This window comes from Thermomicrobiales bacterium (assembly GCA_037045155.1).
In the GTDB taxonomy this organism is placed as follows: Bacteria; Chloroflexota; Chloroflexia; order Thermomicrobiales; family CFX8; genus JAMLIA01.
On record JBAOIG010000003.1, the window covers coordinates 507,827 to 529,444 of the forward strand.

Consider the following 21,618-nt stretch of genomic DNA (forward strand, 5'->3'; position numbering starts at 1 on the left):
ATGCATATCGACGATCTTCGGCCCGCACCGGGCGCATTCAAGCCACGCAAGCGTGTTGGACGCGGACATGGCTCGGGGCATGTCAAGACATCCGGTCGCGGCCAGAAGGGTCAGGGTTCGCGGTCGGGCGGCAGCGTGCGCCCAGGCTTTGAAGGTGGACAGAACCCAATCTATCGGCGCATGCCGTACAAGCGTGGGTTCACGAACATCTTTCGCACCGAGTACGAGATCCTCAACCTCGATCGGCTCGTGACGCTCGGGCTTGAGGGCGCGATCACCCCGGAGGCGTTGTACGAGCGCGGCGCAATCGATAGCCTGACCAAGCCAGTGAAGATCCTGGGCAACGGAGAGCTCAGTGCCCCGTTGTATGTTCGGGCGCATAAGTTCTCCGCATCGGCGAAGTCCAAGATTGAAGCCGCTGGTGGAACTGCGGAGGTTATCGAGTAATGCTGGAAGCGGCTTTCAATGCATTTCGCATTGCCGATCTACGCCGCAAGATCCTGTTTACGCTCGGGGTTCTGATCATCTTCCGCTTTATTGCGACGGTTCCAGTCCCGGGTGTCGACCGCGCGGCGTTACAGACGCTCCTTTCCCAGAATCAGTTGCTCGGCATGCTGAACCTGTTCTCGGGTTCGACGCTGAAGAACTTCTCGATCCTGGCGATGGGCGTCTATCCGTATATCACCGCCTCGATCATCATGCAGCTGCTGACGCCGATCATTCCGCGGCTGAATGAAATGCAGCAAGAGGGTCAACAGGGCCGGAACCGGATCAATAAGATCACCCACTACATCACGGTTCCGATCGCGCTGCTGCAGGCCTACGGTCAGTGCGTTCTGATGCAACGATCTGGGGTCCTGAAGGACTTTGGCCTGTTCGACAGCGCGACGTGGTTCCGATCGCTCGCGATCGTGCTCACGCTTGTCGCTGGCACAATCCTGCTTGTCTGGCTTGGCGAGCTCATTACAGAAAATGGGGTCGGGAATGGCGTCTCGATCATCATCTTCGGTGGCATCGTCGCATCACTGCCAGGAACCGTCGGGAACCTCATCTATGGTGGCTCGACGACACAGAACATCACCGGATCGCTCGCATTCGTGATCATCGGCCTTGTGACGATTGTCGGGATCGTGCTGCTCAACGAGGGCCAGCGACGAATCCCGGTTCACCATGCGAAGCGGGTGCGACGTGGGCGCTCCTATGGCGGCGGCTCCACATTCATCCCACTGAAGGTCAACTCCGCTGGCATGATCCCGCTGATCTTCGCCGTCTCGATCATGGTGTTCCCCGGCACGATCGCGAACTTCATGACCGGTTCGGAGCGCTCCTGGGTTCGCAACCTGGCTGAGAGCATGAAGCGATTCTTCGACGCGAACACGTTCCAGTATCAGATTGTCTACTTCCTCATGGTGGTCGCGTTCACCTACTTCTACACGATGGTGGTGTTCCAGCAGCAAAGCATTGCGGAAAACCTTCAGCGGCAGGGCGCGTTCATTCCAGGTATCCGTCCCGGAGCGAACACGAATCGCTATCTGACTGGCGTTGTCACGCGAATAACGCTCGTCGGCGCTCTGGGGCTGGGTCTGATCGCGATTCTGCCGTATATCGCCGCGAAGATCACTGGCGTCCAGACGCTCTTTCTCGGCGCGACGTCATTGCTCATCGTCGTAGGTGTTGCGATTGACACGATGCGCCAGCTCGAAGCCCAGCTGATGATGCGCAACTACGAGGGCTTTATTCGATAGTGGTCGACCAGTCGCGCGCCGAGGGCGGGGCACCGCCCTCCTGGCGCGCCGGCTTCTCCGGAGAAGAGGATCGTACCGAACGTGGCCATGCGACACGTCGTATTCATCGGACCACAAGGCGCCGGCAAGGGAACCCAGGCGGCGCGAATTGCCCCGATGTTCGGGCTATTGCACCTGGCGACTGGCGACCTGTTCCGCGCGTTGATGGCCGGGACAAGTGATCTGGCCGCTGAGGTTCGGGCGTTCTACGACCGGGGCGAGCTGGTGCCAGATGCGTTGACGGCGCGCGTTCTCTTTGCGGCGCTCGACGAGCGCGCGGCCGGTGGCGGTGTGTGTGGCGCGCTTATCGATGGCTTCCCGCGAAATGCCGCTCAGGCCGAGGTGCTGGACGCGCAGATTCTGGCGCGTGAGGAAGAGCTCGCGGCAGTCGTCCACATCGATGTCGAGCGGGCGACCCTCATGAGTCGGCTGACGGGCCGGCTCGTGTGCCGGACGTGCGGCGCAACCTACCACGTTGAATTCAACGCGCCGCGCACTCCGGGTGTGTGCGATATCGACGGCGGTGAACTGTACGTCCGCTCCGACGACACTGAAGAATCTGTCGCTCGCCGGCTGGACATCTACTTCGGACAGACCGAGCCGTTGCTGGGGCGCTGGCGTACGCGAGGCCTCGTCCTCGATGTCAATGGAGATCAACCCATCGATGTGGTGGCTGCCGAGATCGCGGCTGCGCTCAATCCGGTTCTATCCCCGGTTGGACGGTAAACGCACGTGCCTGTCGTCTTGAAGTCCGAGCGCGATATCGCGCAGATCCGTTCCGCTGGGAGTGTCCTCGCTCAAGTCCAGTCGAGGCTTCGCGGGATGATCGCTCCTGGGGTAACGACTGGCGAGCTGGACGATGCTGCCGCCGAGACCATCCGTGATGCCGGGGCAGCCGCGTCGTTCCTGGGCTATCGTGGCTATCCGGCCAGCATCTGTGCCTCGGTCAACGACGAGGTGCTGCATGGCATTCCAGGCAGGCGGGAACTGCGCGATGGCGATATCGTGTCGATCGACGTTGGCGTAATGCTCGAAGGCTTTCACGCGGATGCAGCATTCACTCAGGGAGTCGGGGAGATCGACGCTGAGGCAGCACGGCTAATCGAAGTCACCGAACTAGCGTTCTGGCGAGGGATCGACAAGCTCACGCCCGGCGAGCGGCTCGGCGATATGGCCGCCGCGATTCAGGCGTGCGTCGAGGAGGCTGGCTTCTCGGTCGTGCGCGATTATGCCGGCCATGGCGTTGGTCGGTCGCTACACGAGGATCCCTCGGCGCCGAACTGGGGCAGCGCGGGTAGCGGCTCACTCGTGCGCGAAGGGATGACCTTAGCGATTGAGCCGATGGTAACAACTGGCTCGCCTGAGGTTCGTGTGCTTGAGGATGGCTGGACGGTTGTCACTGTCGACGGCGGTCTGGCGGCTCATTTCGAGCATACGGTTGCTATCGCGAGTGGAGGTCGAATGGTATTGACGACCCCCGCTGTGGTGGTGGTATAATGCCATGTTGTTGCGCATGCGTTGCCATGCGCTTTTTGCGCGTTCTATCAGCATGAATGCTGAGGCGCGCCGGGTGACTCGGGCAACGGGGCAGATCGTCGCTCCGCTCCCCAACGCGCTGTATCGAGTTGCGTTGGACGATGGGCATGAGATCGTTGCCCATGTTTCCGCCGATGTGCGGATGCAGTCGATCCGGTTGCTGCCAGGAGCCCGGGTACGGGTAGATTTGTCGCCCTACGACCTGACGCGCGGACGGATTGTAGGTCTGCGTAGCGCGCAGGAACGCTGACATTGACGAGCAACTCGCCGCATGGAGTGGTTCGGGCAGGGAGAGGGATCGAAAATGAAGGTTTCGGCATCGGTTAAGCCGCGATGTGAGCGGTGCAAGGTGATTCGTCGACGAGGAGTCGTCCGGGTAATCTGCGTCAACCCGCGTCACAAGCAGCGTCAGGGCTAGAGGAGAGCGCGAAGCAATGGCACGAATCGCAGGCGTCGATATCCCCCGCGAGAAGCGCGTCGAGTATGCGCTCCCGTACATCTACGGTGTCGGGATTCCGACAAGCCGACAGATCCTCGATCGTACCGGGATCGATCCGAGCACTCGCGTCCGCGATCTGACGGACGATGAGGTTACCCGGCTGCGCGACATCATCGAGAAGGAGATGCGCGTCGAGGGTGATCTGCGACGCGAGGTCGCGATGAATATCAAGCGGCTGATGGATATCGGGTGCTACCGCGGTTTGCGCCATCGGCGGGGCATGCCGCTGCGCGGGCAGAGGACGCGAACCAATGCGCGCACTCGGCGTGGCCCGAAGCGAGGCGTCGGCCTGAAGAAGCGTAGCCGATAGAACCAGACCGATGCTGGCTGCAGGGCAGGCGGTTGGGCCGCTCGCTCCGCGCGGCTGAGCTAGCAATCGGTAGGTGTTCACTGGATGACGCAGGCCGGCACCCACTACTTCTCTTGGAGAGAAACGTCACAAGAATAGATGGAGAGGTTCTCAGCGCATGGCGGATCGACGACGGGGGGCAGCTCGCAGCAAGCAGCAGCGTGTGCGAAGGCGCGATCGGAAGAATATTCCGCGCGGAAAAGCATTCATCTCATCGACGTTCAACAACACCATCGTTACCCTGACCGATCCGGCCGGTAACGTGATTGCCTGGGCGAGCGCTGGCGCGTCGGGGTTCAAGGGCTCGCGCAAGAGCACGCCGTACGCGGCGCAGGTTACTGCCGAGAGCGCCACACGCAAGGCGATGGAGCATGGGCTGCGCGCGGTCGATATCTACGTCAAGGGGCCGGGAGCCGGCCGCGAGATGGCGATTCGGGCGCTCGCTGCGAGTGGGCTTCAGGTGTTGTCGATCGCTGACGTGACGCCGATCCCCCATAACGGGTGCCGGCCGCCGAAGCGCCGCCGCGTCTGACATGTAGTCGTCAGTTTGTCTGAATGCTGTAACACGACGGCCTGTGATTGGCGCGTAAGCCGCGCGACGGGCTGAGGAGGTCGAAAAGGTCGATGGCGAGGTATACGGGTCCAGTGTGCCGGATTTGCCGGCGCGAGGGGATGAAGCTCTATCTGAAGGGCGAGCGGTGCCTCGGGCCGAAGTGTCCGATCACGCAGCGCAACCCACAGCGCAACTTTCCGCCAGGCATGCACGGGCAGAAGCGCACGCGACGTCCGTCGGAATTTGGTCTGCAGTGGCGTGAAAAGCAAAAGGTTCGCCGCTTTTACGGGCTGATGGAGAAGCAGTTCAGCAAGACCTTCGAGGATGCCTCCCGGCAGCCGGGGGTCACTGGCGAGAACCTGCTTCGCATGCTCGAGATGCGGCTCGACAATGTCGTCTATCGACTTGGCTTCGCCGACTCGCGCCGCCAGGCACGTCAGATCGTGCGCCACGGCCACTTCGTGGTGAACGGTCGCAAGACCGATATTCCTTCGTACTCAGTCAAGCCGGGTGACGTTATCAGCGTCAAGCCTGGGAGCCGCGAGAAGGAGTATTTCAAGACGGTCGCCGAGGTGTTGAAGACGCGCCAGGTTCCGGATTGGCTCACGCTCGACGTCAACGCGATGTCTGGCCGGGTCGTGGCCCCGCCAACGCGCGATCAGATCGATATGCCGCCGATCAACGAGTCTCTCATCATCGAGTTCTACAGCCGGTAGGTTTTACCAGAGGATTTACGACACGACCGGCACGGAACTGCACGCCACCACCCGGGTCGTGGTGGTCACTCGAAGGAGGCGGATTAGCTTGCTAGAGATCGCTCAGCCAACGGTCGATCTGACCGTTAGCGGCCACAACTACGGGCGATTCACGATCGAGCCGCTCGAGCCCGGCTACGGCATCACGCTCGGGAATGCGCTGCGTCGAATCCTCCTGCGCTCTCTCCCAGGAGCGGCCATTATCCGTGCCCGAATACTGCCGGATGTCTGGCATGAGTTCGCGACGGTAGATGGCGTGCGCGAGGATGTTACCGAAATCGTTCTCAACCTGAAACGCGTCCGTCTCCGCTCGGTGACGTTGCATGGGGAGACGCGAGCCCACCTGTATCACCACGGTCGGGGGGTTGTCACCGCGGGTGACGTCGACTGGCCATCGGATGTTGAAGTCGTCAATCCCGAACTGGTTATCGCGACTGCCGACTCCGACGATGCAACGGTCGAGATGGATCTTGTCGTTGACATCGGGCGTGGGTACAAGCAGGCCGAACTCCAGGAAGGCTTTGCGATTGGCGAGATCCCGATCGATGCCTTGTTCACGCCGATCGAAAAGGTGAACTACGTCGTCGAGCACACGCGTGTTGGACAGATGACCGACTACGACCGACTGATCATCGAGATTCAGACGGACGGCACCATCGAGCCGAACGACGCCCTGACCCAGGCTGCCTCGATCCTGGTCGAGCACGCCCAGATGATCGCTCGCTACCGGGGCGAGAGCGCCGTTCTCGTCGATGAAGCCGGAGCCGATGCGGAAGAAACAGATCAGCGGCCATTGACAGAGCTCGGCCTGCCTCCACGCGTGCTGAACGCGCTCCGGAGCCGGCAGGTTGAGAAGGTCGGGCAGGTGATCACGATGGATCGGGACCATCTGCTCTCGATCCGTAACTTCGGCCCTCGGTCGCTCGAGGAGTTGCTTGAGGCACTGGCCGCGCATGGCTACGCGATTCCCGCGAATCTGTTGGCAAGCGCCACAGACGGAAGCGCTGATGATTACGCCGACCCCGCCGAAGGGTCGGACACGGATGAGGGGTCGGGCTGGTGAAGCACCAGGTTATGGGCCGAAAATTCGGCCGAGACAAGGATCAACGCTCCGCGCTCTTCAAGGGATTGGCGGTCTCGTTGATCCTCCACGAGCGCATTACGACAACCGAGGCGAAGGCGAAGACGATTCGACCGATCGTCGAAAAGCTCGTGACGCTTGCTCGTGAGGATACGGAGCATCATCGACGGCTGGCGATGGCGCGGTTGGGCAACGAGCATGCTACCCGCAAGCTATTCGAGGTCATCGGTCCCAGATACGAGGGCCAGCCCGGCGGTTACACGCGAATTCTCAAGGTCGGCATCCGACGTGGCGACGCCGCGCCGATCTCGCTGATCGAGTTCGTCTAGTAGACGACGACGGCGGATTGACAGGTGCGACGCGCCCGCCTGACCCTCGGTTACGATGGAGCCGACTTTGTCGGATCCCAGATCCAGGGCAGTGGTCGCACCGTCCAGCGGGAGCTGGAGCTGGCTATCCAGCGACTAGCTCCGGGTTCAGGGCGGACGAGCTTCGCGGGGCGCACGGATCGAGGTGTTCATGCCGTCGGTCAGGTTGTCTCGCTGGATGTCTCGTGGTCTGATTCGGCAGAGCGTTTACGCGACGCACTGAATGTGGTTCTGCCGCCGGACATGTCGGTCGGCGCAGTGGAGTGGACGAGCCCCACGTTCCATGCGCGCTACGACGCAACGTGGCGGGAGTATCGCTACCGGATCTGGGTAGCGCCGACACCGCCGCCGCTGGGACGACGCTATGTCTGGTGGCGTCGCAGCGAGCTTGATGGGGCAGTAGCCTCGGATGCATGCAGCACATTACTTGGACGGCATGCGTTCGGGACATTCGCCGGCAGTGGCCGGAGTCGTTCGCACGATGCGGCGGCATTGACGAGAACGGTGCGGACGTGCGAATGGCGAGTCCAGACAAGTGGCGCGGTGGTGCGTCACGAGCTGCGGATCGAGGCAGACGGCTTCCTCCCGCAGATGGTTCGCACAATCGTTGCGACGATTGTGTTGGTCGCGCAGGGGAAGCGTGATGTACAGTGGTTTCGCGAGGCGCTACGGGCCAATGATCGGTCCGTGCCAGGCGAGCCAGCGCCGCCCGAGGGACTGTTCCTCTGGTGCGTGCGATACGACGATGAACGTGACGACTCGGGTGACGGGTTCCGTTCAGACTGGGAGTACGGGATAGAACCATGACGATCAAGACGTACACGCCACGCGAATCGGAAATCGAACGCCGCTGGTACATCGTCGACGCCGAAGGCCAGACCCTGGGTCGGCTGTCGACGCAGATCGCGACCGTCCTGCGCGGCAAGCACAAGCCCACCTATACGCCAAATATGGACGTCGGCGACTACGTAATCGTGGTGAACGCCGAAAAGGTGCGCGTGACCGGTGGCAAGGAAGAGAAGAAGACCTACTATCGGCACTCGGGCTACCCCGGCGGCCTCCGGCAAACCGCCTACAAGGACATGATGTCCAAGCATCCGGAGCGAGTCGTCGAAAAGGCAGTCAAGGGCATGGTTCCCCGGACGAGTCTCGGAGCGCAGATGCTGCGTAAGCTGAAGGTCTACGCCGGCCCGAACCATCCGCACGCTGCCCAGCAGCCGATGACGCTTGAGGTGCGCGGCGCCTCTCGGGGCTAGCGCGATTAGAGGACGAGAGGACACCGGGAGGACGCCATGAGCGCAACACACCAGCGATATTTCTATGGAACTGGGCGTAGGAAAAGCGCGGTCGCCCGCGTGCGGCTGTATCCTGGCGCCGGGGAGTTCACGATCAACGGCAAGACATCGAACGAATACTTCGGTGGTCGCGAGCTGTATCAGCAGATGCTCCGGCAGCCATTCCAGCTGACAAACTCGCTGGATCGCTACAACGTCGTCGTCCGCGTCGTCGGCGGTGGCGTGACTGGCCAGGCCGGCGCGATTCGCCACGGCATCTCTCGCGCACTGACCCGCGCCGATGCGGAATACCGTCCCGGGCTCAAGCGCGCCGGGATGCTGACCCGCGACGCGCGAGTCAAGGAGCGCAAGAAGGTCGGTCTCAAGCGAGCCCGCAAGGCGCCACAGTACACCAAGCGCTAACCCGGGTTACTCGATCACGGCAGCAACGAGCGGGCGAAGGGAGCAATCCTTCGCCCGTTTCTGTTACCTCGCCCGATTTGAATCGTGGCGCGTTAGCCCAGGGCTGGCTGATTGGGCGTCGACGCGCTGGCGGATGTCCGCGACGGCTGCACTGAGCCTGCAACGCGGCGCGCCGGGCAGCCATGCTCGCAGTGATACGGGACTGAGCTCCAGCGTGAGAGGGCCGCGATAGCTGAGCGCGGCGAGTGTTGTTAGCGCGTCATCGATCGCTAGTATTCCGGATCCCGGCAGTGCGTGATCGCGAAACAATCCGTTCAGCAACCCACCGCGAAATCGGCGCGGGTGCGCGTCGCTGAGATGGACGTTGATGAGTTGAGGACGCGCCGCCTGAATTGCTGATGCAAGATCCAACCCGAAGCTCGCCGCGTGCGCGAGATCGAGGCAAACGCGCATGCCCCATTCGCCAGCGATGGCTGTCAGCCGGCCTATATCGTCCAACCACTGCGCCGGAGTCCCGTCCCAGTTTTCCGCGCGATTCTCAAGCGCAAGATCAAGGCTCGGGCGTTCTCGCTCGCGAGTCTTGACAATCGCATCGAGCCACCACTCGACGGAGCCGGCGCTCCCCGCATGATCGGTCGGCGGGTGAAGCACGATTGCGCGGCAGCCATCGATGGCTGCCGCGGTCCGGATGGATGCGACGTCCGCCGCGAGCTTCTGGTCCAGGGACTCGTGACGAAGTGAGAGGATGGCGTGTGTCGTCAGCACCGCGACACCAGTTCGGGCGGCAATCGCGGAGATGGATTCGCCTCCGATAGAAATAAGCCGGCGCGATAGCAACACCTCGACGTGCGATACGCCTGCGTCCCGGGCGATCGCGAGGGTGCGATCGAACGGGTAGAACGGAAGAGCCCCGACGGCGATTGAGAGTTCCATCTGTGTGGCTGCCTGATCTGGTGCTGGCGGGCGGAGCGACCTCACGTGCCGGCAGTGTAACACCGGCTGAGTTGAGTTACGGGGCTGACTTGAAGAGTCCCACGATTGCACGCTCTACCGCCACCTCGACGGCGCTGGAGATGGCGACTACGCGTTGTGGAGCAACATCGGCACGGGCGGGCGCCGCGACGAAGAACGTATCTCCATCGAAGAGCGTGTGAGCCGGCACCACACACCGAGCAAGCGCATCGTGGGCGGCGATTGCGGACCGGGCGAGCGTCAACTGATCCACCGGCTCGCCGATCAGGATCGCGCCGATCGTCGTGTTTTCGCCCTCGCGGCCGGCCGCTCCACCCGCGATCGCGGCAGCACGGCCGGGACGGGCGCTGACGGCGATCCCGTCGAGCCGGCTCAACAACTCTCCGTTTGTGGGATCAACGATATCGCCGGCTGCATTAAGCACAACGATCGCTACGATCTGTGTTTCGCCAACAGACGCAACACCCACTCCGAGGCCGCCCGCCTGGGTCGGCTGCGCGCCGAGCTTGGCGACCGTCGCCCCCGCTCCGGCCCCGATCTTCCCGGACTCAGGGAGGTCGCTGGATGCCGCAAGACAGGCGGCATACCCATCGTCAGCGGTCGGGCTACGGTGGATTCCATTTGCGAGATCGAAGATGACCGCGCCGGTGACGATCGGGACCGGTCCTGCTGATGTCGGGACGCCCTCTCCGCCTTCCTGGAGATAGCGCATAACGCCGTCGGCCGCGGCCAACCCGAACGCGCTTCCGCCAGTCAGCAAGATTGCATTCGCGCTGCCCACTAGTCGGCCGGGTCCGAGGAGGTCCGTCTCCCGCGTGCCTGGCGCTCCCCCGCGGACATCCGCCCAGGCCGGCGCGAGACGATCCAGGAGGATCACCGTGCAGCCAGTGCGGTCTTCGTTCCAGGTCGTGTGGCCGATTCGGAACCACGCGGCGAAATCTCTAGACATTGATTCTCATCCCTGCCGACGCTGCGATCACTGGGCCATGAAACTGGGTGCTGGCGCGCGCTACGACCGTCGCGGAGTCGCGTTCTGACCAGAGGTGTGTCACAACGAGCGTGCCAACGCTGGCCATTCTGGCAAGCCGGCCGGCATCCTCAGGCGTCAGGTGGCCGCGGTCCTGGCGCGGTGTCTCGCCGTGGTCGTCGAGTGTCGCCTCGACGATGGCGATATCTGCGCCGCGAAAGAGGTCGATCAGCGGTTCGACGACGCCTGCATCGGCCGAGTAAACGATGACACGGCGTGTGTCACGATGGGTTACGCGCGCCGCAAAACACGGGACATAATGTTGAGTCTCGACAAATCGAATGCTGAACGATCCCACATTGATATCACTGCTCGAACCGTACTCGTGGATACGGAAGACACCCTCCCAGAATGCCCTGGGATCGTCATCTGCGTCGATCAGCGCCGCCGCCAGCTCATCGAGGCGTCGGGATATTCCCGGCGGGACATAGAGAGGTATCGGCCTGGGCAGGGAGCCTGGACCGTAAACCAGCCCGTACCGGTACGGAACAATGTCAAGCACATGATCCGAGTGCCAGTGGGACAGGATGATCGCATCGATATCGTGATAGTCCGTTTCCGCTCGGAGTGTCGACATCGTATCTGGGCCGCAGTCCAACAGGAGCGTTGTCTCGCCATCATCGACGAGATAGGACGAGCAACCCTGCCCCGGATTTGGCCATGCTGCCGCACCTCCCAGCACCGTCAGACCCAGGCTCACTGGTCGAGAGTCTCCGATACTTGCTCGACGGTCAGCGATTCGAGATGAACCACATCGTTGACGACGTGAGCGATCGATCCACTGGATGCCAACTCGACATGGGTGATGCTGCAGTTTTCCACCGTGAGCGTCCGCCAGTCATCCGGGGTGCGCCCGAGTAGTTGCGAGACAGCCGACCTGATGACGCCTCCGTGAGCGACGACAACAATGCGCTGCCCCTGATTCGCTGTCGCAATCAGATCAAGTGTCATCCGGATACGTTGGTGGAACACGGCCAGTGACTCCCCGCCGGGAAATACGACGTTGGATTCGTCTGGATTCTGGATCTGGGCGGCGAGCTCTGGCCAGCGTTCGATGATTGTCGCCATCGTGTGATTCTCGGCTATACCGAAATTCATCTCCTGCAGGCCGGGGTCGAGCACTGGCTGGAGGCCGATGCTCCGCGAAATGGCCTGGGCTGTGAAAAGCGCGCGTTGGAGGGGGCTGGAATAGAGGGAAGTCAGATCGGCAAGCTGGCCGATACGCTCGGCAACAAGCTCGGCCTGGCGCAAGCCGCGCCGATTCAGCGGCGTGTCAGTTGCGCCGTCAAAGAGCCGGGCAACATTCGAGTCGGTCTGGCCGTGGCGAACGAGGAAGATTTCGGTGTGTCGAATCGTCATGATGAGATCTCTGCTCCGTTTGTGCTCGTGTCGAATGCGCCGAGAAAAAGCGGCGCCGAAGGACAGCAGTGTACAAGCACGCAATCTGCGCACCGAGGACGACGCGCGGTGCAGGTTTCCCGGCCGTGGCGAATCATCAGCAGATGTGCGTCGTGTGCCATCCCAGGAGGCAATTGCGCTTCGAGTATTGCGTGCGCCCGTTCGGCAGATGTGCCCGGCGGGAGCAGGTGCAGTCGTGCTGCGACCCGATGGACATGGGTGTCGACTGGCATCGCGTCTCGACCCAGGTTGAACATCAGGACGCAGGACGCCGTCTTCGGCCCGACCCCGTTGAGGGCCATCAACCAGTCGCGTGCCTCCTCGATCTCCATTGCGCCGAGGAACGACAGATCGTAGCCGCCGGTGCGGTCACGGATCGCGCGGAGGACTGCCTGAATACGTGGGGCTTTGCGGTCGGCCAGGCCACCACTACGGATTGCGTCGGCGACCTCGCTGACCGGAGCGTCGATCACCGCATCCCAGTCAGGGAAGCGCTGCTTCATTGACCGGAACGAGCGCTCGGTGTTGATATCAGACGTGTTCTGCGACAGGATCGTCGCAATAAGACCGTCGATCGGCGGTTCCGGATCTCCGCGGTCGGGAGTTCCGTAGCAAGCCCGCAACGCTTCGACGACCTCGACGATCGGTGGCCCGTCCCCTGTGGCGTCCTCAGCTGTCCAATTAGCGCTCATCAGAAATATTCTAATCGCGATCCCCCAGCATGGCCAACTCTAACGCGCCTTGACGGACTAGCCAGCGAATCCGTATCATTCTTCGGATACGCTTGTGTCGGTGGCGTACGTACGAAAGAATATGCTGGTTGCACGTGCCTGAACCCGACAACACACGATATCGAACTCGGGGCCTCCGCCTTCAGCGGAGGCTTTTTTCTTATCTGGGAGCCGAATGACTACGATGCTAATTCGAGGTGGAAGAGTAATCGATCCTGCCAACGGGCTTGACTCCAGACTTGATGTCAGGGTCTCCGACGGCAAGATCTTCGCGATTGCCGCCGGCCTCGAGCCGATCGCTCGCGAGGTCGTGATTGACGCAGACGGGTGCCTCGTGACGCCAGGGTGGATCGACGCCCATGTCCATCTACGCGATCCGGGACCGACCTACAAGGAGGATCTCGTCACCGGCGCTGCGGCGGCTGCGGCGGGCGGGTTCACCCGCGTCTGCTGCATGCCGAACACGTCTCCGTCACTCGACACGCCCGAGCGGATCGCAGATATCGTCGAACGCGGCCGGCAGACCGGGATACACATCCATCCGATCGGCGCGATCTCAGTCGGTCGCGAAGGTGGCGTGCTCGCGCCGCTTCGGGAGATGGCTGCCGCCGGCGCTATCGGCTTCTCTGACGACGGCGACAGTGCCGGATCCGAAGATGTCATGCGCGAGGCACTACGGTTGACCTCGGAACTGAACCTACCGATCATGGTCCACTGCGAGGATCCCGAACTGGCTCGCGGCGGCTCGATGCATCGTGGCGCTGTCTCCGAGGAACTGGGTGACCCTGGTATTCCCGCCGAGGCCGAGGAGTCGTATATCGAGCGAGACCTTCGATTGGCGGAGGAGACTGGTGGCTGGCTACACGTCCTGCATGTCTCGACGGTCCGCGGGATAGAGCTTATCCAGGCGGCACGCGCGCGAGGCGTGCGAGTGACCGCAGAAGTGATGCCCCATCACCTGTTGATGACTGACGAATGGGTCGCTGGTCGGCGACGTTTCGCGGGCGAGCTTGAGCCGGTCGGATCCGGGCCGTCGCCCGATTCAAGCGCGAAGGTCAACCCGCCGTTGCGACCGGAGTCGGACGCGCTGGGTCTGATCCAGGCACTCCGCCGAGGGGCCTTCGACTTTGTCGCCACAGACCACGCTCCACACGCCGAGCGCGATAAGCCGGCAAGCTTGTCGAGCGCAGCGTTCGGGATGACAGCGCTGGAGTTAGCCCTGCCAACGATGGCGCGACTGGTCGAACGAGGCGATCTGGATTGGCCACGTGTCGTCGAGCTTCTGACGGCTGCTCCCGCACGGACACTCGGCCTTCCCGGCGGCGCGCTGGGCGTTGGTGATCCGGCGGACATCACCGTTATCGATCCTCGGCGCGAATGGGTCGCGAGCGAGGAGACGTTGCGTTCGCGCAGCAAGAACACGCCGCTGTTGGGAACGATCCTGCGCGGCAGGGCTCTACTCACGATCTGCGATGGGGAGGTGCGCCACGATGCGCGTGCATAAGGGGGATGCCGCGGTCATCCTTGAGGATGGCCGGGTCTTCTGGGGAGAATCCTTCGGCGCCGAGCGGGACGCCGAAGGCGAAGTCGTCTTTACTACCTCGATGACAGGCTATCAGGAGGTTGCCACCGATCCGTCGTTTCGTGGCCAGATCGTTTGCATGACCTATCCCATCATCGGCAACTACGGCGTGACGGCCGCTGACGATCAATCTCGCCAGCCCTGGATCAGCGGCATGATCGTTCGCAACTACACCGACTGGCCCAGTAACTGGCGGTCTGAAGGGACGCTGGCGGAGTATTTCAAGCTCCATGACATACCCGCAATCTCCGGCGTCGACACACGCGCGCTGACCCGCCATATCCGGCGGCAGGGCGCGATGCGAGCGTTGCTGGTAGCGCGAACAGGTGACCGCACACTCGACGAGCTGAAGGCGCGCGCACGGTTGGCCTGGACCCCGGCTGACACTAATGTCGTTGCAGACGTGACCACCCGGGAGCAACGCGACATCGGGCGCGGCGATCTGCACGTCGTGCTGATCGATTGTGGGGTCAAGCAGAACATCCTCGAGTCGCTGGAGCGTCGCGGCGTTCGCGTCACCGTCGTGCCGTTCGACACGCCCTACGATGATATTGCCGCGCTGCAGCCGGACGGAGTTCTTACGTCACCCGGGCCGGGTGACCCGGAACAGGCAACGCCGGCCGCCGACACCGTTCGCGCGCTGATCGAAGCGGGCATCCCCTATCTCGGGGTCTGCCTCGGCCACCAGTTGCTGGCCCACGCAATCGGAGCGACGACGAGCAAGCTGAAGTACGGTCATCACGGCGGTAATCATCCGGTGCTGGATCTTTCCAGCGGCCGGGTGCACATCACCGCGCAGAATCACGGATATCAAGTCGACGCAGACAGCATCCCAACGAGCGAGGGTTGGTCTGTGTCCCAGATCAACCTCAACGATCGCTCAGTCGAGGGACTGGCACACGAGACACTGCCCATATTCAGTATCCAGTACCACCCCGAGGGCGCTCCCGGTCCACAGGATACCCAGTACGTATTCGATCAGTTTGTCACGCTTCTCCGTGCTGGGAAGCGCCAGAGCGAAGGGGTGACTGCGTGACCGACCGGATCAAGCGAGTCCTCGTTATTGGGTCCGGCCCGATCGTCATCGGGCAAGCTGCCGAGTTCGACTACGCCGGCACGCAAGCCTGTCGCGCGCTCCGTGAGGAGGGCATCGAGACGATTCTCGTCAACTCCAATCCGGCGACGATCATGACCGATGAAGACGTTGCCGACGTTGTCTACATCGAGCCACTCATCCCCGAGGTGTTGCGGCGCATCATTATCCGCGAGCGCCCCGATGGGCTCCTTCCGACACTCGGCGGTCAGACCGGATTGAATCTTGCTGTTCAGCTCGCGGATCTCGGCATCCTCGATCAGTACAACGTCAAGCTGCTCGGGACACCACTCTCCGCGATTCAGCAGGCCGAGGATCGCGAGCTCTTCAAACAGTTGCTAGAGGATATCGGTGAGCCGGTGATGGAGAGCGTCATCGTGCACACCGTTCCCGAAGCATGCGCATTCGCCGAGATTGCCGACTTCCCGTTGATCATCCGGCCGGCGTACACCCTGGGCGGCACGGGTGGTGGGATCGCGTACACCATGTCCGAGCTAGAGGAGATCGCGCGGAGCGGCATCGCAGCCAGCCCGATTCACCAGGTGCTCATCGAACGCTCACTGCTCGGCTGGAAAGAGATCGAATACGAGGTGATCCGCGACGGGGCGGACAACGCCATCACCGTCTGCAATATGGAGAATCTCGACCCGATGGGCGTTCACACCGGCGACTCGATCGTCGTTGCGCCGAGCCAGACGCTCTCCGATCGTGAGTTCCAGATGCTTCGTGCGTCCGCCCTCAAGATCATTCGGGCGCTCGGCATCGAGGGCGGCTGTAATGTCCAGTACGCGCTCGACCCAGATTCATTTGCGTACCAGGTGATCGAGGTCAATCCCCGTGTAAGTCGCTCGTCTGCGCTGGCGTCGAAGGCAACCGGTTACCCGATTGCGCGGGTCGCGGCCAAAATTGCGATCGGCAAGCGGCTCGACGAGATCCCGAATACTGTCACGCAACAGACAACAGCGGCGTTCGAGCCTGCGCTCGACTATTGTGTCGTCAAGATCCCGCGCTGGCCATTCGACAAGTTTCGCCGCGCAGATCGCTCACTCGGCACGCAGATGAAGGCGACAGGCGAGGTGATGGCGATCGATCGCTCGTTTGCGGCGGCGCTGCAAAAGGCGGCACGGTCGCTCGAAAGTGATGCCCCAGACCTGCTCTGGGAGAACTCAGCATGGACTGACCACAGCACGCTTCTCGCCGCCATCCAGCAGCCGAATGATGAACGGCTCTGGGCACTGGCGACCGCATTGCGACGAGGAGTCGCCGAAGCGGAGATTGTCGCGCTGTCGTCGATTGACCCATGGTTCGTCCATGAGCTGGCGCGGATCGTTGAGATGGAGCGACGCATCGGACAGGCTCCATTGACCGACGACCTGCTCTGGGAAGCGAAACGCTTCGGGTTCTCAGACGAGCAGATCAGCGCGATCAACGGGACGCCGGAAACGGATATCCGCGATCGACGCTACGCGGCAGGAATCACGCCAGTCTATAAGATGGTCGACACATGCGCCGCGGAGTTCGAGGCCGCGACGCCGTATTACTACAGCACGTACGAGGAAGAGGATGAAGCCCCGCCAATTGCTGCCGCCAAAGCGGTCGTCATTGGCTCAGGGCCGATTCGAATCGGTCAGGGGATCGAGTTCGACTACTGCAGCGTTCAGGCAGCCCAGTCGCTGCGGCACGCCGGCACCGCCGCGATCATGATCAACTCCAATCCTGAGACAGTCTCGACGGATTTCGATACCTCCGACCGGCTGTACTTCGAGTCGTTGGATCGCGAATCGGTTGGTGAAGTGCTACGTCACGAAGGCTGTGAGGATCTGACGACCGTGCCGGTCATCCTCCAGTTCGGTGGGCAGACGGCAATCAACCTGGCGACCCCGCTGACCGACCGGGGCGTGCCAATTCTCGGCTCCAGTGTCGATACGATCGACCTGGCCGAGAATCGAGAGCGGTTCGAGGCGTTCCTGACGCGGATTGGTATTCCCCAACCGCCTGGCACCGCAGTGATGACGCTCGATGCGGCGATCGACGTCGCCGATCGACTCGGCTACCCGGTCCTCGTTCGGCCGTCATACGTGCTCGGCGGACGCGCGATGGAAGTCGTGCATTCGGCCGATTACCTGGCTCGGTACCTTGCGACGAGCGTCGATTTCCAGAGTGGCCACCCGATTCTTATCGACCGCTATCTCGAGGGCAAGGAGGTCGAGGTCGACGCGATCTGTGACGGCGTCGATGTGCTGGTCCCCGGCATCATGGAGCATATCGAGCGCGCTGGCGTCCACTCGGGCGATTCATACGCGGTCTATCCCGGCGTGAATCTCTATCCCAGTGAGGTGGAGCGTCTCGTCGAATACACCACACGGATTGCGCTCGAGCTCGGCGTCATCGGTCTTGTGAACATTCAGTATGTGATTCACGCGGGTCGTCTCTATGTTCTGGAGGTCAACCCTCGTGGAAGCCGGACGGTGCCATTCCTTTCGAAGGCGACCGGCGTCCCGATCATCGAGATTGCGACGCGAGCAATGCTCGGTATTTCATTACGCGAGCAAGGCTATTCCGGTGGACTCTGGCCGCGCCAGCCACTCGTTGCCGTCAAGGCGCCCGTGTTCTCGATGGCGAAGCTTCGCGGCGTCGAGGTCAATCTCGGCCCGGAGATGAAATCGACAGGCGAAGCGATGGGAATTGACCGCGACTTTTCGTCCGCGTTCTACAAGGCGATGCTTGCATCCGGCCTGGCACTTAAGCCACGTGAGGCGGTGTTAGTCAGCGTCGCGGATCGGGACAAGGCCGATACGATCGAGATGCTCGAACGGCTCACCCGGATGGGTTGCCAACTCTATGCGACAGAAGGCACCGCCGTGATGATTGAGCGATATGGGATGCCCGTCCAGATGGTGACGAAGCGTATCGGTCGGGGCCGGCCAGATATGCTCGATGTCATCCTCGACGGCACGGTGCAGGGAGTCATCAATACCCCCGGCCCGGCGAATAGCGAGGTGCTGGACGGGTTCCAGATCCGGCGCGCGGCAGTCGAACGAGGCATCCCGTGTATCACGTCGATCGACACAGCGCGGGCTGTCGTCAACGCAATGGAGCGCGCAACCGGCGCCTACACCATCCAGCCGCTCCCGACGTATCGCCAGCGGGTAACCGTCGGCTATTGAGTGTCGACTCGCGATGAGTGAGATGAGGGCCAGGTGAGTGGTGGGTTTCTTGACCAGCTGCGGGCAATCGGCGCGCTGAAGAGTGGCCACTTTCTGCTGGCGTCTGGACGTCATAGCGGTGAGTATGTCGAGAAGTTCGATCTGTTACGAAACCCTCGGGCGACTGAATCTGCCTGCCACGAGCTTGTCATAAAGCTGGGTGCGGGCGCCGATGTGGATCTCGTCGTCGGCCCGACTACCGGCGGCATCCTCCTCGCGTTCGAGATCGGCCGGCAGTTGGGCCTGCCTGCCGCGTATGCCGAACGCGCAACGGAGGGATCCAACGAGCGGGCGTTCAAGCGTGGAACGACGATCGCGCCCGGAACGCGGGTGCTGCTGGTCGACGATATTCTGACGACTGGTGGTTCGATCCGTGAGACGCTGATCGCGCTGGGACAGGTCGAAGCGGATGTCCGGGCAATTGCGGTCCTCGTGGATCGCTCGGGCGGCGCGGTCTCGTTCAGCGCGCCGCTCGTTCCGCTCGCGTCCTTATCGATCGAGACCTGGCCGGCGGGGGATTGTCCGTTGTGTCAATCAGGCCAGCCGCTGACGAAGCCCGGCTCTACCGCGAGCTCCAGCCAGGACTAGGGTGCCACGTCGTCGCGCGACTCGCGTGCGTGCGCTAGTCTGCGGCGAAGATCCGACAGCTGATCGATACGTCGCTCAATCTGGTCGAGGTCGTCACTCCGATGATGGGCGACATACTCGTCGCGCAATTCGATGATCATCTGAGCGAGGCGAGCGATAACTCTGACTAGTTGGCCCGGATCCTCGTCGGCGTCGTGGGTGCTAAGCTCTGACATCGGCGCATTTCCTCAATCAGCATCGACGGATAATCGCGCCGCGAGCGAGTCGAGACGCTTGACCAGTTCGGCCTCGTCGATGATCTCGACGCCGTACTCGCGGGCCTTGTCCGCCTTACTGCCAGCGTCCTGGCCGGCCACGACCAGGTTCGTCTTACGAGACACCGACGACGAGATCCGCGCGCCCAGCTGTTTCAGCCGTTCCTCTGCCTCAGCTCGCGTCATCGACTCCAATCGACCGGTGAGCACGACCGCCAGCCCCTGCCACTCGGACTCCTGCGGCGGTTCTCTGCCTTCTTGCTCGACGGTCAGGCCTACCGCGGTTAGCGAGGCGATCAGTGCTGCGTTGCGCGGTTCGGCGAACCAGTCGTGGATCGACTGGGCGACGACCGGTCCGACGCCGGGGACGGCGGACAGTTGATCCAGACCAGCACCAGCGATTGACGCCATCGAGCCGAAGTGATCGGCGAGCAGCTGAGCGTTACGCTCTCCGACATGCCGGATGCCGAGCGCGAACAGAACGCGGGAGAGCGACTGGTTCTTGCTTGTCTCGATCGATCGCTGGAGTCGTTCGACGCTCTTCTCACCCATTCCCTCCATGAGGAGGATCGCATCCCAGTCGAGATGGTAGATGTCAGCCAGGTTACGAATAAGGCCAGCATCGACGAAGCGCGCCGCCAGCTTGGCGCCGAGCCCGTCGATATCCATCGCCCCGCGCGACACGAAATGCGCGACGCTTTCCCGGAGCTGGGCGGGGCAGCCGGATGTATTGACACAGTAGGACATCGCCTCACCCTCGACGCGCTCGATTGTTGAGCCACAGACAGGGCAGGTGGTCGGCCAGCTGAATTCGACTTCGTCGCCGTCCCGTGCGGACTCGACGACGCTCAGAATCTTGGGAATGACGTCCCCAGCGCGCTGGACGATGACCGTGTCGCCTATCTTCACTCCCAGCCGGCGAATCTCATCCTCGTTGTGCAACGTGGCGCGGCTGACCGTGACTCCGCCGATCTGGACCGGGCGAAGATGCGCGAGAGGGTTGAGGCTGCCGGTTCTCCCGACGTTGATCTCGATGCCCTCCAGGATAGTCGTTGCTTGCATCGCAGGGAACTTGTAGGCGATCGCCCAGCGCGGTTCCCGTGCGACGGCGCCTATTTCATCGTAGAGGCGGGTGTCATCGACTTTGACGACGACACCGTCGATGTCGAAGTCCAGGTCTGCCCGGCGCTCATGCCACCACCCGCACCGTTGCCAGATCTCGTCGATCGATGCGCAGATGGTGTAGTCGGGGCTTGTCGTCAGTCCGTAGGTTCCCAGGAGCGCGAGGATCTCGGAATGGAGATCTGGCAGCCTGTTCGCGGACGTGACGCCCGAATAGACGAACAGACGTAATGGTCGGGTCGCCGTGACGCGGGGGTCGAGCTGACGGAGCGCGCCCGACGCGGCGTTCCGCGGGTTGGCGAATGGGGCGTCGCCACGCGCGACACGTTCCACATTCATCGCCTCGAACTCGCTACGGCGCATGTAGATCTCGCCCCGAACTTCCAGCACGTCGGGCGCGCCGCCGATGTTCATCAGTTGAGTCGGGATGTCGCGGATCGTGCGCATGTTGGCGGTGACATCTTCACCGACGAACCCATCGCCGCGCGTGGATCCGCGTTGAAGCCGGCCATTTCGGTAGAGCAGACTGCTTGCGACACCGTCGAATTTGGCCTCGACGACGAAGTCGAGACGCTCTCGACCGGAGAGCCGGTATACCTGCTGCACCCAGCGCTCGAGATCCTCTCGATTGAACACGTTGCCCAACGACAGCATCGGTATTTCGTGAGTGACCTGGGAAAACCCGTCGGCTGGGCCTGTGCCGATCTGTTGCGTTGGTGAGTCAGCCGTGACGAGTTCCGGGTGATTCGTTTCCAGAGACCGGAGCTCGTGAAACAGTGCGTCCCATTCCGCGTCGCTGACCGTGGGTTGCTGGAGAGTGTAGTACTCGTGGTTGTAGCGACGGATGAGCTCCCGAAGCTCCTCAACACGTCGCTGAGTCCCGGCGTCGTCCATCGTTGAGGATCCCTCTCCCCGCGAGCGAGAAGGCGTCAGGTCGTGCGTCAAGTCGAACGCCGCCGCAGTATAGCACGGGTTGTCCGTACACTTGTTCTAGTCGTATACTGCGTTGACCGTGACTTTGCG

Annotated in this window: 25 protein-coding genes; 18 read left to right on the forward strand and 7 right to left on the reverse strand. The window is 62.4% G+C overall.

Annotated elements, in window-relative coordinates; translation table 11 throughout:
* From rplO to rpsI, 14 genes are all read left to right on the forward strand, one after another.
* Positions 1–447 (forward strand): 50S ribosomal protein L15, encoded by a 447-nt coding sequence (gene rplO / locus V9F06_05490; GenBank protein MEI2617089.1) that lies wholly within the window; start codon positions 1–3, stop codon positions 445–447.
* On the forward strand, positions 447–1,745 hold the full coding sequence (secY, locus tag V9F06_05495; GenBank protein ID MEI2617090.1) for a preprotein translocase subunit SecY: 1,299 nt from the start codon (positions 447–449) through the stop codon (positions 1,743–1,745). Before rplO ends, secY begins: the two co-directional genes overlap by 1 nt.
* An 87-nt stretch (positions 1,746–1,832) precedes the next feature.
* Complete coding sequence (locus V9F06_05500) at positions 1,833–2,510, forward strand: nucleoside monophosphate kinase (protein MEI2617091.1); 678 nt, start codon at positions 1,833–1,835, stop codon at positions 2,508–2,510.
* 6 nt (positions 2,511–2,516) lie between these two features.
* Entirely contained in the window at positions 2,517–3,281 is a 765-nt protein-coding gene (map, locus tag V9F06_05505) for a type I methionyl aminopeptidase (GenBank protein MEI2617092.1), read from the forward strand.
* Positions 3,282–3,333: 52 nt separating this feature from the next.
* Complete coding sequence (gene infA / locus V9F06_05510) at positions 3,334–3,570, forward strand: translation initiation factor IF-1 (GenBank protein ID MEI2617093.1); 237 nt, start codon at positions 3,334–3,336, stop codon at positions 3,568–3,570.
* Between the two features lie 54 nt (positions 3,571–3,624).
* A complete protein-coding gene (gene rpmJ / locus V9F06_05515) occupies positions 3,625–3,738 on the forward strand; it encodes a 50S ribosomal protein L36 (GenBank protein MEI2617094.1) in 114 nt (37 codons plus the stop codon).
* 16 nt (positions 3,739–3,754) lie between these two features.
* Positions 3,755–4,129: a 30S ribosomal protein S13 gene (rpsM, locus tag V9F06_05520; GenBank protein ID MEI2617095.1), complete on the forward strand. Its 375-nt coding sequence runs from the start codon at positions 3,755–3,757 to the stop codon at positions 4,127–4,129.
* Between the two features lie 157 nt (positions 4,130–4,286).
* The gene (rpsK, locus tag V9F06_05525; protein MEI2617096.1) at positions 4,287–4,700 is read left to right on the forward strand and encodes a 30S ribosomal protein S11; all 414 of its coding nucleotides are present in this window, start codon (positions 4,287–4,289) and stop codon (positions 4,698–4,700) included.
* 92 nt (positions 4,701–4,792) lie between these two features.
* Positions 4,793–5,437: a 30S ribosomal protein S4 gene (rpsD, locus tag V9F06_05530; GenBank protein ID MEI2617097.1), complete on the forward strand. Its 645-nt coding sequence runs from the start codon at positions 4,793–4,795 to the stop codon at positions 5,435–5,437.
* 88 nt (positions 5,438–5,525) lie between these two features.
* Positions 5,526–6,539: a DNA-directed RNA polymerase subunit alpha gene (locus tag V9F06_05535; protein MEI2617098.1), complete on the forward strand. Its 1,014-nt coding sequence runs from the start codon at positions 5,526–5,528 to the stop codon at positions 6,537–6,539.
* A complete protein-coding gene (gene rplQ, locus V9F06_05540; GenBank protein ID MEI2617099.1) occupies positions 6,536–6,886 on the forward strand; it encodes a 50S ribosomal protein L17 in 351 nt (116 codons plus the stop codon). Before V9F06_05535 ends, rplQ begins: the two co-directional genes overlap by 4 nt.
* 24 nt (positions 6,887–6,910) lie before the next feature.
* Positions 6,911–7,732 carry a tRNA pseudouridine(38-40) synthase TruA gene (gene truA, locus V9F06_05545; GenBank protein ID MEI2617100.1) on the forward strand — a complete coding sequence of 274 codons (822 nt, stop codon included), beginning with the start codon at positions 6,911–6,913 and terminating at the stop codon, positions 7,730–7,732.
* Positions 7,729–8,181, forward strand: coding sequence for a 50S ribosomal protein L13 (rplM, locus tag V9F06_05550; GenBank protein ID MEI2617101.1), 453 nt, complete (start codon positions 7,729–7,731; stop codon positions 8,179–8,181). Before truA ends, rplM begins: the two co-directional genes overlap by 4 nt.
* Positions 8,182–8,217: 36 nt before the next feature.
* Positions 8,218–8,622, forward strand: a complete 405-nt coding sequence (rpsI, locus tag V9F06_05555) for a 30S ribosomal protein S9 (GenBank protein MEI2617102.1) — start codon at positions 8,218–8,220, stop codon at positions 8,620–8,622.
* A gap of 63 nt (positions 8,623–8,685) precedes the next feature.
* On the opposite strand, the gene V9F06_05560 is transcribed toward rpsI, so the two are convergent.
* The 5 genes from V9F06_05560 to nth form a co-directional block, all read right to left on the reverse strand.
* Positions 8,686–9,555 carry a sugar phosphate isomerase/epimerase gene (locus V9F06_05560; protein ID MEI2617103.1) on the reverse strand — a complete coding sequence of 290 codons (870 nt, stop codon included), beginning with the start codon at positions 9,553–9,555 and terminating at the stop codon, positions 8,686–8,688.
* Positions 9,556–9,631: 76 nt separating this feature from the next.
* Positions 9,632–10,543, reverse strand: a complete 912-nt coding sequence (locus V9F06_05565) for a P1 family peptidase (GenBank protein MEI2617104.1) — start codon at positions 10,541–10,543, stop codon at positions 9,632–9,634.
* The gene (locus V9F06_05570; protein ID MEI2617105.1) at positions 10,536–11,321 is read right to left on the reverse strand and encodes an MBL fold metallo-hydrolase; all 786 of its coding nucleotides are present in this window, start codon (positions 11,319–11,321) and stop codon (positions 10,536–10,538) included. The genes V9F06_05565 and V9F06_05570 overlap by 8 nt, the downstream gene beginning before the upstream one ends.
* Positions 11,318–11,980 carry a histidine phosphatase family protein gene (locus V9F06_05575; GenBank protein MEI2617106.1) on the reverse strand — a complete coding sequence of 221 codons (663 nt, stop codon included), beginning with the start codon at positions 11,978–11,980 and terminating at the stop codon, positions 11,318–11,320. The genes V9F06_05570 and V9F06_05575 overlap by 4 nt, the downstream gene beginning before the upstream one ends.
* Positions 11,977–12,711 carry an endonuclease III gene (gene nth / locus V9F06_05580; GenBank protein MEI2617107.1) on the reverse strand — a complete coding sequence of 245 codons (735 nt, stop codon included), beginning with the start codon at positions 12,709–12,711 and terminating at the stop codon, positions 11,977–11,979. The genes V9F06_05575 and nth overlap by 4 nt, the downstream gene beginning before the upstream one ends.
* A gap of 214 nt (positions 12,712–12,925) precedes the next feature.
* Between nth and V9F06_05585 the strand changes: the two genes are divergently transcribed.
* The 4 genes from V9F06_05585 to pyrE are packed head-to-tail and all read left to right on the forward strand — an operon-like array spanning position 12,926 to position 19,219.
* Entirely contained in the window at positions 12,926–14,254 is a 1,329-nt protein-coding gene (locus V9F06_05585; protein ID MEI2617108.1) for a dihydroorotase, read from the forward strand.
* The gene (carA, locus tag V9F06_05590; protein MEI2617109.1) at positions 14,241–15,368 is read left to right on the forward strand and encodes a glutamine-hydrolyzing carbamoyl-phosphate synthase small subunit; all 1,128 of its coding nucleotides are present in this window, start codon (positions 14,241–14,243) and stop codon (positions 15,366–15,368) included. Before V9F06_05585 ends, carA begins: the two co-directional genes overlap by 14 nt.
* Positions 15,365–18,592: a carbamoyl-phosphate synthase large subunit gene (gene carB / locus V9F06_05595; protein MEI2617110.1), complete on the forward strand. Its 3,228-nt coding sequence runs from the start codon at positions 15,365–15,367 to the stop codon at positions 18,590–18,592. Before carA ends, carB begins: the two co-directional genes overlap by 4 nt.
* Positions 18,593–18,625: 33 nt before the next feature.
* Positions 18,626–19,219 (forward strand): orotate phosphoribosyltransferase, encoded by a 594-nt coding sequence (pyrE, locus tag V9F06_05600; GenBank protein MEI2617111.1) that lies wholly within the window; start codon positions 18,626–18,628, stop codon positions 19,217–19,219.
* On the opposite strand, the gene V9F06_05605 is transcribed toward pyrE, so the two are convergent.
* Together V9F06_05605 and ligA are read right to left on the reverse strand one after the other, a co-directional pair.
* Complete coding sequence (locus V9F06_05605; protein MEI2617112.1) at positions 19,216–19,434, reverse strand: hypothetical protein; 219 nt, start codon at positions 19,432–19,434, stop codon at positions 19,216–19,218. The two genes, pyrE and V9F06_05605, sit on opposite strands and share 4 nt — an antisense overlap.
* Positions 19,435–19,446: 12 nt before the next feature.
* Positions 19,447–21,489 (reverse strand): NAD-dependent DNA ligase LigA, encoded by a 2,043-nt coding sequence (ligA, locus tag V9F06_05610; protein ID MEI2617113.1) that lies wholly within the window; start codon positions 21,487–21,489, stop codon positions 19,447–19,449.
* Between the last annotated feature and the right edge of the window lie 129 nt (positions 21,490–21,618).

What these genes read in the sequence shown, in the direction of transcription:
- rplO (MEI2617089.1), top strand. Translation starts at nt 1, where the DNA reads ATGCATATCGACGATCTTCGGCCCGCACCGGGCGCATTCAAGCCACGC.
- secY (MEI2617090.1), top strand. Translation starts at nt 447, where the DNA reads ATGCTGGAAGCGGCTTTCAATGCATTTCGCATTGCCGATCTACGCCGC.
- V9F06_05500 (MEI2617091.1), top strand. Translation starts at nt 1,833, where the DNA reads ATGCGACACGTCGTATTCATCGGACCACAAGGCGCCGGCAAGGGAACC.
- infA (MEI2617093.1), top strand. Translation starts at nt 3,334, where the DNA reads ATGAATGCTGAGGCGCGCCGGGTGACTCGGGCAACGGGGCAGATCGTC.
- rpmJ (MEI2617094.1), top strand. Translation starts at nt 3,625, where the DNA reads ATGAAGGTTTCGGCATCGGTTAAGCCGCGATGTGAGCGGTGCAAGGTG.
- rpsM (MEI2617095.1), top strand. Translation starts at nt 3,755, where the DNA reads ATGGCACGAATCGCAGGCGTCGATATCCCCCGCGAGAAGCGCGTCGAG.
- rpsK (MEI2617096.1), top strand. Translation starts at nt 4,287, where the DNA reads ATGGCGGATCGACGACGGGGGGCAGCTCGCAGCAAGCAGCAGCGTGTG.
- rpsD (MEI2617097.1), top strand. Translation starts at nt 4,793, where the DNA reads ATGGCGAGGTATACGGGTCCAGTGTGCCGGATTTGCCGGCGCGAGGGG.
- rplM (MEI2617101.1), top strand. Translation starts at nt 7,729, where the DNA reads ATGACGATCAAGACGTACACGCCACGCGAATCGGAAATCGAACGCCGC.
- rpsI (MEI2617102.1), top strand. Translation starts at nt 8,218, where the DNA reads ATGAGCGCAACACACCAGCGATATTTCTATGGAACTGGGCGTAGGAAA.
- V9F06_05560 (MEI2617103.1), bottom strand. Translation starts at nt 9,555, where the DNA reads ATGGAACTCTCAATCGCCGTCGGGGCTCTTCCGTTCTACCCGTTCGAT.
- V9F06_05565 (MEI2617104.1), bottom strand. Translation starts at nt 10,543, where the DNA reads ATGTCTAGAGATTTCGCCGCGTGGTTCCGAATCGGCCACACGACCTGG.
- V9F06_05575 (MEI2617106.1), bottom strand. Translation starts at nt 11,980, where the DNA reads ATGACGATTCGACACACCGAAATCTTCCTCGTTCGCCACGGCCAGACC.
- nth (MEI2617107.1), bottom strand. Translation starts at nt 12,711, where the DNA reads ATGAGCGCTAATTGGACAGCTGAGGACGCCACAGGGGACGGGCCACCG.
- V9F06_05585 (MEI2617108.1), top strand. Translation starts at nt 12,926, where the DNA reads ATGACTACGATGCTAATTCGAGGTGGAAGAGTAATCGATCCTGCCAAC.
- carA (MEI2617109.1), top strand. Translation starts at nt 14,241, where the DNA reads ATGCGCGTGCATAAGGGGGATGCCGCGGTCATCCTTGAGGATGGCCGG.
- V9F06_05605 (MEI2617112.1), bottom strand. Translation starts at nt 19,434, where the DNA reads ATGTCAGAGCTTAGCACCCACGACGCCGACGAGGATCCGGGCCAACTA.
- ligA (MEI2617113.1), bottom strand. Translation starts at nt 21,489, where the DNA reads ATGGACGACGCCGGGACTCAGCGACGTGTTGAGGAGCTTCGGGAGCTC.